The organism is Flagellimonas sp. S3867, from assembly GCF_014698935.1.
Taxonomy (GTDB): Bacteria; Bacteroidota; Bacteroidia; order Flavobacteriales; family Flavobacteriaceae; genus Flagellimonas.
Map to the genome: position 1 here is coordinate 25,820 of NZ_JACVMN010000003.1, position 10,849 is coordinate 36,668.

The following is a 10,849-nucleotide window of genomic DNA, read 5'->3' on the forward strand; positions in this document are numbered from 1 at the left end:
AAAGATTCATTTTAATTATCGTGCCATCAGCATAAACTATGCTCTATCAATTCAATTTGTAATGTATCTCGTTCGCTTCCAGTACAGAAAGGAGCTCGCTGTTGATTTTCACTTTCTGCTTCCTGCTAGATAGATTAAGCTTTATTTCATCCTGCATCTCGTATACCACAAAATTGAGTGGATGGTCTCCTTTGTAAGATCGTAAAGTGTCTTTAAGGGTCTGAATTCGCTTTTCTTGCAGACGGTCAATATCTAACTTAATAGTCAGTTTTTTGGCGTAGGAATCCATTACATCTTGCAACTGTTTAAAATCATTGAACTGCAATCTCGGGTCTCCTTTTTTTCCAGTTTCCCTGTTCACCCATCCTTCCCGAACGAAGGCCTTGACATGTACAAAAGAGTTGATCATTAGAAAATGCCTGAATTTTAGATACTCTTCACCAAAAATTCGGAATTCATGTGTATCACTATAATCCTCAAGGGTAAAAAGACCCCATCCCTTTCCATTTTTGGAAATCCGATGTTGTACATCTGTAATTACTCCTGCCACGGTTAACTCACGATTTACATAACGTTCTAAATCGGTAAAAGCGGAGATGTTGCTATTGCAAAACGCTTTGATTTCTTTTTTGAAATCGTCCAAAGGGTGCCCTGAGATATAAATACCGACAACTTCTTTTTCTCTACGGAGTTTTTCCATTGTGCCCCAATCTTCACAGGGTGGTACTTCGGGTTCCGCAATTTGGGCTTCGCTCATTCCGCCAAACATGTCTATTTGCGAAGAGTTTTTGTTTTCTTGAAATTTTGCAGCGGATTTTATTACTTTTTCCAGAAAGGTTATTCCGTCGCCTTCGTCATGAAAGTATTGTGCGCGATGGGTATCTCCGAAGGAATCAAATCCTCCGGCCAAAGCTAAGTTTTCGAAAGATTTTTTATTGGCTGCTCTAAGTTCTACGCGCTTGGCCAAATCAAAAACTGATTTATAGGGTCCATCTTCTTTTCTATTCTCAACAATGGTTTCAACGGCAGAACGACCAACTCCCTTAATAGCTCCCATTCCAAATCGGACGGCATTATTCTGGTTGACCGCAAATTTGTAGTAAGATTCATTAACATCTGGCCCGAGTACTTCCAGCCCCATTCGCTTACATTCTTCCATAAAGAAAGTAACCTGCTTAATGTCGTTCATATTGTTGGAAAGCACCGCAGCCATATATTCGGCAGGGTAGTGGGCTTTTAAATACGCTGTTTGATATGCAATAAAAGCGTAGCAGGTAGAGTGACTTTTGTTGAAGGCGTAGGATGCGAAAGCCTCCCAGTCTTTCCAAATTTTTTCCAGAACATCTCTTGGGTGTCCATTTTTTTCTCCTCCATCCAAAAACTGAGGCTTCAATTTTTGCAGCAAAGCAAAAATCTTTTTCCCCATAGCTTTCCGCAGCACATCGGCATCACCTTTGGAGAAGCTAGCCAATTTTTGGGAAAGCAACATCACCTGCTCTTGATAAACCGTAATTCCATAGGTTTCCTTGAGATACTCCTCCATGTCGGGAAGGTCATAGGTAATTTCCTCCTCACCATGCTTTCTGGCAATAAAACTGGGAATATATTCCATTGGCCCGGGTCTATACAAAGCGTTCATGGCAATAAGGTCATCAAAAACCGTAGGTTTTAGATTCTTCATGTGCTTCTGCATCCCAGGGGATTCATACTGAAATATTCCTACGGTATCACCACGCTGGAAAAGCTCATAAGTCTTTTCATCATCCAATGGAAAATCATCAGGAATCAATTCAACTCCAGTTCTTGCTTTGACAATTTTAACCGTATCCTTGATTAACGTCAGAGTCTTTAGTCCCAAGAAATCCATTTTGAGGAGTCCTGCGCTCTCAACAACAGAGTTGTCAAACTGGGTCACATACAAATCGGAATCTTTTGCTGTGGCAACCGGAACGAAATTGGTGATATCGTCTGGGGTGATAATTACCCCACAGGCATGGATTCCGGTATTTCTAAGCGAGCCTTCAAGAACACGAGCCATCTTAACGGTTTGACCTTCCAAATCATCTCCTTCGGAGATGTTCAACAATTCGTGGACTTTTTCCAACTCATCCGAACGGAACTTTTTCTTCAGCTCTGATTCTTCAACCCCAAAAATCTTGTTCAGTTTGGACATGTTTGGGATGAGCTTCGCAATCCGGTCTGCATCGTTCAGCGGCAAATCCAATACCCTGGCCGTGTCCCGAATGGAGGATTTGGCGGCCATGGTACCGTAGGTGATAATCTGTGCCACCTGATTGGCGCCGTACTTATTAATTACATAATCCATGACCTTTCCTCGACCTTCATCATCAAAATCAATATCGATATCAGGCATAGACACCCTATCTGGATTCAGAAACCGCTCGAAAAGCAGGTCATACTTTAAAGGATCAATATTGGTAATGCCCAAACAATAGGCCACTACAGATCCGGCAGCAGACCCCCGACCAGGTCCGACAGAAACACCCATATTTCTGGCTTCACGGATAAAATCTTCTACAATCAAAAAATAACCGGGATAGCCTGAATTTTTAATCGTGGCTAATTCAAAGTCGATTCGCTCGGTAATTTCATCTGTAATTTCATCATAGCGTTTTTCAGCTCCTTGGTAGGTTATGTGCTTCAGATAAGCATTTTCACCACGTTTGCCACCATCAACATTATCTTCTTCTACATTATACTCATTTGGAATATCAAATTTTGGAAGCAATACATCTCGAGCCAAATCGAAAGGTTCCACCTTATCAATGACCTCTTGAATATTGAGAATAGCCTCAGGAACATCTTTGAAAAGCGTCTTCATTTCATCAGAAGACTTGAAGTAATATTCTTGATTGGGTAAGCCATATCGGTAACCTCGACCTCGACCTATCGGTGTGGTCTGTTTTTCACCATCTTTTACGCAAAGTAGAATGTCATGGGCCTCGGCATCTTTTTTATCACAGTAATAAGTATTGTTGGAGGCAATGATTTTCACTTCGTGCTTTTTGGCCATGGGAACCAAAACCTGATTTACCCGATCTTCATCTTCTTGTCCATGGCGCATCATTTCCATGTATAGGTCATCACCAAACTGCTCTTTCCACCATAACAAAGCCTCTTCGGCCTGCTTTTCCCCAATATTCAGGATTTTATTGGGGACTTCACCATAAAGGTTTCCAGTAAGTGCGATTACATCTTCCTTGTACTGCGCTATAATCTTTTTATCGATTCTAGGCACATAATAAAAGCCATCTGTATAGGCAATGGAAGACATTTTGGCCAGATTGTGATACCCAGTTTTATTTTTAGCCAACAGTACGATTTGATAACCGTAGTCTTTTACATTTTTGTTGGTATGATCTTCACAAACATAGAATTCGCAGCCGATGATAGGAGTGATTTCATTCTCCAAAGGAGATTCATCGTTTTCATCCAATTCGGCATTCTTCTCCTGGACTGATTTGTTGTGGGCTTTTACTTCTTTCACAAAATGAAAAGCCCCCATCATGTTGGCATGATCGGTTAAAGCTACTGCGGGCATATGGTTATCTGCTGCAGCTTTAACTAAGCTCTTAATATTTATGGTGGATTGAAGCACTGAAAATTGCGAGTGGTTATGCAAATGCGCAAAAGTGGCATCTGCAAGACTCTCAACATTCTTGTTGATTTCATCCTCTGAAATCTCACCAGTATCTTCGGCCCAAAGGGCATCGGAAATTTCTTTGGAAGCTTTTTTAAGGTTGATGTGCTTTAATCCAATAAGTGGGATTGTCTGAGGATTCGCTTCAGAAAAATGTTCAAAGTAATCAGGTTGAACATCCAGTTCTTCCAGTGAAAAATGTCTTTTACGAACCAATTCTAAAAAGCAACGGGTAGTAGCTTCGACATCTGCTGTTGCATTGTGCGCTTCAGCAAAGGGTTCCCCAAAAAGAAATTCGTGGAGTTCGGTTAGTGTAGGCAATTTAAACTTACCCCCACGACCTCCAGGAATTTTACAAAGTTCAGCTGTGGATTCTGTACACGTATCCAAAACTGGAAGTTGGGTCAATGAATTTTCAACTCCCATTCTGTGAAATTCGCACCCCATAATATTGATGTCGAAATCCACATTTTGCCCCACTACAAATTTTGCTTTGGAAAGCGCTTCGTTAAAAAGCTGTAAAGCTTGGTTTAAGGAGACTCCATCTTGCTCTGCCAAAGCTGTGGAAATACCGTGGATCTGTTCTGCTTCATATGGAACGTTAAATCCATCTGGCTGTACCAACATATCTTGATGCTCTACCAGATTTCCCAGTTCGTCATGCAATTGCCATGCAATTTGCACACATCGCGGCCAATTGTCAGTATCCGTGATTGGGGCATTCCATCGTTTTGGCAATCCAGTGGTTTCGGTATCAAAAATTAAGTACATGTGAGCGCTGTTAGCCTGTGAAATAAATAGCGTTTAAAAATATGCAAACAAGAAGGTTTTATAAAAAGTAGTTTTTAGGAGTTATCAACTAAAGATTTTCCTATTTTGTTTTAATCATAACTGAGATGCTCTTTTTTTGAATTCGGAATTTTTTTTGATGTTATTTACAATTCTTATGAGTCTTATTAATATAGCGAAAAAACCATAACTAAATGAAAGTATCTAAAAGGATATCGAGTCCTATTATTCTAATACTGTTCCTGATCTTTTTCGGAATTTCTGTAAACTCCAATGCTCAGACAAGTTCCAATGACCAGCCAAACTTTATCATCATTTTTGCCGATGATCTTGGATATGGTGATTTAAGTGTATATGGGCATCCTACAATCAACACCCCAAATTTGGACCGAATGGCCTATGAAGGTCAAAAATGGACCAATTTTTATGTCGGAGCCAGCGTTTGTACTCCCAGTAGGGCAGCTTTGCTTACAGGAAGATTACCCGTTAGAAATGGAATGGCTAGTAATAAACACCGTGTACTTTTCCCAGATTCAAAAAACGGATTGCCGGCAAGTGAAATTACCCTGGCCGAACAGTTAAAAAAGGCTGGATATAACACAGCTTGTATCGGAAAATGGCATTTAGGGCATAAAGAGCAGTATCTACCTACCAATAATGGTTTTGATTATTACTTCGGTATCCCGTATTCCAATGATATGGATAGGGTCGTGGAATATCCTGATGGCGGTTATTGGAACCAGCAGAACGAAGACATTAAAACCGAACACTTTAATGTGCCCCTGCTTCGCAATACCGAAATTGTGGAACGGCCTGCCAATCAGAATACCATAACAAAACGATATTCGGAGGAGACCATTTCCTATATTAAAAAGCACAAAGACAAGCCATTTTTTATATACCTGGCCCATAATTTACCTCATATTCCCTTGTTCGCTTCTAAGGAAGCCATGGGAAAAAGTAAGCGCGGATTGTATGGCGATGTGGTCGAGGAAATTGATGATGGCGTTGGAAAAATATTGAAAGCAATTGAATCCGAAGGATTGGCCGATAATACCATTGTGGTTTTTACTTCAGACAATGGGCCATGGCTGCCATTTAAAACCAATGGGGGTAGCGCTGGACTTTTAAGAGCTGGAAAAGGAACAACCTGGGAAGGCGGTATGCGGGAACCCGCCATTTTTTGGGGACCAGGACATATTAAACCAGGCCTGGTTACCGAATTGGGTTCAACGATGGATTTGTTCACCACATTTAGTAGTATGGCTGGTGTGGAAATTCCCCAAGATCGGATTATGGACGGATATGACCTGAGTGAAACGTTGTTGAATCATAATCCAAGTTCGCGAAAAAGCGTTTTGTATTATCGGGGAACGGATTTGTTTGCCGCTCGTTTAGGCGATTACAAAGCGCACTTTATCACTCAGGGTGCTTACGGGCAATTTGGTGAGCGAACCGAACATCAAACACCAGTTTTGTACAATCTGAATCATGATCCGTCAGAACAGTATAATTTAGCGGAGGATAATGCTGAAATCCTTCAGCAAATCAAGAAGCTGGTCCAGGATCATAAATCTAAATTAGTGAAAGGTAAAGACCAACTGGCGGAGCGGGAATAGAAAGTCTGTATTGTCATTGCGCATTAAAAGAAATCAAGTATATTTGCACCCGCTTAACTAGAAAGCGATTTAAAATAGAATTAATAACCAGGGTCGGGCACCCTACAAATTAATGTGATATGCCAGTAAAGATTAGACTTCAAAGACACGGTAAAAAAGGTAAACCATTTTATTGGGTGGTTGCTGCAGATTCAAGATCAAAAAGAGACGGTAAATACTTGGAAAAATTAGGAACCTATAACCCTAATACCAATCCAGCTACTATTAATTTGGATATTGATGGATCTGTAAAATGGTTGAGCAATGGTGCACAACCTACCGATACAGCCAGAGCTATTTTATCTTATAAAGGAGTTATGATGAAACATCATCTATTAGGTGGTGTTCGCAAAGGAGCCTTAACGGAAGAACAAGCAGAGGAAAAATTCAATGCTTGGGTTGAAGAAAAAGAAAAAGCCGTTCAAGCTAAAAGAGATGGTTTGAGCAAAGCTGAGGCAGATGCAAAAGCAAAGGCGTTGGAAGCTGAGAAAGAATTTAGCGATAAAAGAGCTGCTGCTGCATTGCCTGAAGAAGAGGCTGTTGAGGAAGTTGCTGAAGAAGTAGCTGAAACTGCCGAAACGGTTGCAGAAGAAACTGCAGCTGTTGAAGAGCCTGCTAAAGAAGAAGCTCCTGCCGAACCAGCAAAAGAAGAGGCTGTTGCTACTGAGCCAGAAGCCAAAGCTGAGGAAGCTGCTCCTGCCGAAGAAGCTGAGGCAAGCAAAGAAGAAGAGTAAACTTTTAGACGATGCGCAAGGAAGACTGTTTCTACCTGGGCAAAGTCGTTTCAAAATATAGTTTTAAGGGTGAAGTATTGGTAAAACTCGATACCGATGAACCCGAAATCTACGAAAACATGGAATCAGTTTTTGTTTCATTAGGAAACAATCTGGTTCCATTTTTTATTGATCGATGCCGATTGCATAAATCTGCATTACTACGCATCGATTTTGAGGAAGTAAAAGATGAATCCACTGCAGATAAGATTATCGGTTCCGAATTATATCTTCCCTTGGAAATGCTTCCACCGCTTACCGGGGACAAGTTTTACTTTCACGAAGTGATAGGATTCACCTTAATGGATGAGGTTCATGGAGATATTGGAATCATCAAAGCAGTAAACGATAGTGCTTCCCAAGAACTTTTTGAAGCCGAAAAGGATGGAAAAGAGTTGTTGATTCCTATTAGTGATGATATCATCACCAAAGTGGATAGAAAATCAAAAACTGTTCATGTAAAAGCACCCGAAGGTTTAGTAGATCTCTATTTGGGATAAAAACCATAATATGCCGTATTAAGGCTATATTTATGTCCAACTTTTATTTCCAACCATGATTCGCTATTGTTTTATTGCTATCGTTTTTTGTTTCCTTTCCTGTAAAGAGAAAACCGTCAAAAAGGAAAAACCCAATGCGCCCCCAAACGTTGTTCTCATTTTTACAGATGACCAAGGGTATCAAGATGTAGGGGTTTTTGGTTCTCCAAATATTAAAACTCCCCATCTGGATGAAATGGCTTCCGAAGGGGTGAAACTGACAAGTTATTATTCTGCCCAAGCAGTTTGTTCTGCATCTAGAGCAGGAATATTAACCGGTTGCTACCCCAATCGCATTGGAATCCATAATGCTTTGGGACCAGACAATACCCATGGAATCAATTCCTCGGAAACTACCTTGGCTGAAATGCTCAAAAACAAAGGTTATGCAACAGCAATTTATGGAAAATGGCATTTGGGGCATCATGAACAATTTTTGCCCACCAGGCATGGATTTGATGAGTGGTTTGGCATCCCATATTCCAACGATATGTGGCCATTTCATCCCCAACAGGGTCCAATCTTCAATTTTCCAGACTTGCCGCTTTACGAAAATGAAACGGTAATAGATATAGTAACGGAACAGTCACAATTAACCACCCAGATTACGGAAAGAAGTGTAGATTTTATCAAAAGGAACAAGGATAATCCCTTCTTTTTGTACGTTCCACACCCGCAACCCCATGTTCCTTTGTTTGTTTCGGACAAATTCAAAGGGAAATCAGAAAGAGGGCTATATGGGGATGTAATCATGGAAATTGATTGGTCAGTAGGCCAAATCATGGAAGCTCTTAAGGATAATGGCCTTGAAGAAAACACCATTGTTATTTTTACTTCGGATAATGGACCTTGGTTGTCCTATGGTAACCATGCCGGAAGTGCTTTGCCACTTCGTGAAGGAAAGGGTACAGGATGGGAAGGCGGTCAACGTGAGCCTTTCATCATGAAATATCCCAACAAACTTAAAGCGGGTCAAGAAATCAGTGTGCCCGTTATGGCCATCGATATTTTACCAACTATCGCAGAGCTTACAGATTCAAAACTACCCGAGAAAATCATTGATGGCAAAAGTGCTTGGAAAGTAATAACCGGAGAAAGCAAAGAAGCTGTGCAAGAAGCCTATTTCTTTTACTATCGCGTAAACGAAATGTTTGGGGTACGATATGGCAAATGGAAACTATACTTCCCTCATCGTTACCGCACCATGGATGGACAAGAACCGGGAAATGATGGTCAACCCGGAGAATATCGGATGATTGATATGGAAGAGATTGAACTGTATGATGTGGAAAACGATATCAGTGAGACCAAAAATGTAGCTTCTGAACATCCCGAAGTGGTGGAAAAAATCAAACTGTTGGCCAATACGATGCGAACTAGACTTGGGGATTCATTACTTGAACTGGAGGGAACAGAAACTAGGGAACCAGGGAGATTGAATGAACAAGCCCTTTAAATTCAAACAATTTACCATTCACCAAGACCGTTGTGCCATGAAAGTGGGTACAGACGGAGTTTTATTGGGTGCTTGGACATTAATCAACGGAAAACCCAATTCCATTTTGGATATAGGTTCAGGTACCGGCTTGATTGCTTTACAAATGGCGCAACGATGTGATGCAGAGCTTATTGATGCGATTGAATTGGATGAAGATGCTTATGAGCAATGTGTGGAGAATTTTGAAGCTTCCCCTTGGGCCGACAGATTATTTTGTTACCATGCTGGTTTGGATGAATTCGTAGATGAGATTGAAGATACATACGATTTGATCATATCGAACCCCCCTTTTTATTCTGAAGAGGTTTCCAGCGGAGATGCAGCACGGGATATTGCACGTCAAAATGATGCTCTTCCGTTTGATGAACTTTTAGAAGGAGTATCCAAATTACTTTCTCCGAAAGGTGTTTTTTCAGTGATTATTCCATATAAAAAAGAATGGAATTTTGTTGCTTTGGCAGAAAATTTCGGGCTTTTCACCAGAAGAATAACTAGGGTCAAAGGAAATTCAAATTCGGAATTAAAAAGAAGCCTTTTGGAGTTTGGTTTCACTAAGGAAACAATCGTTGAGAATGAATTGATCATTGAATTGGAGCGTCACCAATACACAAAAGAATATGTTGACTTAACTAAAGAGTTCTATTTAAAAATGTAACTAAAACAACTTGTTCTGTTGTTTTTCATTCTTACCTTTAGCCAAATTTTTTTGCATGAAACCTGATTTATTTGAAGCCCCCGATTACTACAATCTAGATGATTTACTCTCCGAAGAACATAAGTTGGTACGTGATGCTGCTCGTCAGTGGGTAAAGCGCGATGTCTCTCCTATTATTGAGGAATATGCGCAGAAAGCTGAGTTTCCAAAGGAAATTATTGGAGGTTTGGCTGAAATTGGGGCCTTTGGCCCGTACATTCCCGAGGAATATGGTGGTGCCGGATTGGATCAGATCAGTTATGGTTTGATCATGCAAGAAATTGAAAGAGGGGACAGCGGAGTTCGTTCAACTGCTTCTGTACAATCTTCTTTAGTGATGTACCCCATTTTTGCTTATGGAACAGAAGAACAACGTAAAAAATATTTGCCAAAATTGGCTACAGGGGAATGGATGGGCTGTTTTGGACTTACAGAACCCAATCATGGTTCAAATCCTAGTGGAATGGAGACCAAATACAAAGATATGGGTGACCATTTTTTGTTGAATGGCGCCAAACTTTGGATTTCAAATTCACCATTTGCAGATGTAGCGGTGGTATGGGCCAAGAATGAAGAAGGAAGAATCCACGGATTGATCGTAGAACGTGGTATGGAAGGCTTTTCAACGCCTGAAACCCATAACAAATGGTCTTTGCGTGCTTCTGCTACCGGAGAATTGATTTTTGACAATGTAAAAGTGCCCAAGGAAAATCTTTTGCCAGGCAAAACTGGTTTAGGTGCGCCATTGGGATGCTTGGATTCTGCCAGATATGGAATTGCTTGGGGAGCCATTGGAGCTGCTATGGATTGTTATGATACAGCACTTCGCTATGCCAAAGAACGTATCCAATTTGGTAAACCCATTGCAGCTACCCAATTACAGCAAAAGAAGTTGGCCGAAATGATTACCGAGATTACAAAAGCACAATTATTGGCGTTTAGATTAGGTCAACTTAAAAATGAGGGGCTTGCAACTACGGCTCAAATTTCAATGGCCAAACGGAACAATGTGGATATGGCTATCAAAATTGCTCGTGAAGCCAGACAGGTTTTAGGCGGCATGGGAATCACGGGTGAGTATAGCATTATGCGTCATATGATGAACTTGGAAAGTGTGATTACTTATGAAGGAACCCATGACATCCATTTATTGATTACCGGAGCTGACATTACAGGACACCCAGCTTTTAAATAAGAAGTATACTTTAGGGCGAAAATGTAAACATCTAATTTGACA

7 protein-coding genes are annotated in these 10,849 nt (G+C 40.7%); 6 read left to right on the forward strand and 1 reads right to left on the reverse strand.

All coding sequences use genetic code 11. The features are described from left to right. Positions 1-46 precede the first annotated feature (46 nt). Positions 47-4,432, reverse strand: coding sequence for a DNA polymerase III subunit alpha (gene dnaE / locus IAG46_RS13440; protein ID WP_190810908.1), 4,386 nt, complete (start codon positions 4,430-4,432; stop codon positions 47-49). Positions 4,433-4,644: 212 nt separating this feature from the next. Here dnaE and IAG46_RS13445 point away from each other — a divergent pair, with 212 nt between their 5' ends. From IAG46_RS13445 to IAG46_RS13470, 6 genes are all read left to right on the forward strand, one after another. Further along, positions 4,645-6,069, forward strand: coding sequence for a sulfatase (locus IAG46_RS13445; protein WP_190810909.1), 1,425 nt, complete (start codon positions 4,645-4,647; stop codon positions 6,067-6,069). A 119-nt stretch (positions 6,070-6,188) separates the two neighbouring features. Beyond that, positions 6,189-6,842, forward strand: coding sequence for a 30S ribosomal protein S16 (locus tag IAG46_RS13450; RefSeq protein WP_190810910.1), 654 nt, complete (start codon positions 6,189-6,191; stop codon positions 6,840-6,842). Positions 6,843-6,853: 11 nt separating this feature from the next. Then, positions 6,854-7,381 carry a ribosome maturation factor RimM gene (gene rimM, locus IAG46_RS13455; protein WP_190810911.1) on the forward strand — a complete coding sequence of 176 codons (528 nt, stop codon included), beginning with the start codon at positions 6,854-6,856 and terminating at the stop codon, positions 7,379-7,381. A 55-nt stretch (positions 7,382-7,436) separates the two neighbouring features. Then, positions 7,437-8,876 carry a sulfatase gene (locus IAG46_RS13460; RefSeq protein WP_190810912.1) on the forward strand — a complete coding sequence of 480 codons (1,440 nt, stop codon included), beginning with the start codon at positions 7,437-7,439 and terminating at the stop codon, positions 8,874-8,876. Continuing rightward, positions 8,860-9,573: a tRNA1(Val) (adenine(37)-N6)-methyltransferase gene (locus IAG46_RS13465; protein ID WP_190810913.1), complete on the forward strand. Its 714-nt coding sequence runs from the start codon at positions 8,860-8,862 to the stop codon at positions 9,571-9,573. The genes IAG46_RS13460 and IAG46_RS13465 overlap by 17 nt, the downstream gene beginning before the upstream one ends. Positions 9,574-9,628: 55 nt before the next feature. Beyond that, a complete protein-coding gene (locus tag IAG46_RS13470; RefSeq protein WP_190810914.1) occupies positions 9,629-10,807 on the forward strand; it encodes an acyl-CoA dehydrogenase family protein in 1,179 nt (392 codons plus the stop codon). The last annotated feature ends 42 nt before the right edge of the window (positions 10,808-10,849 follow it).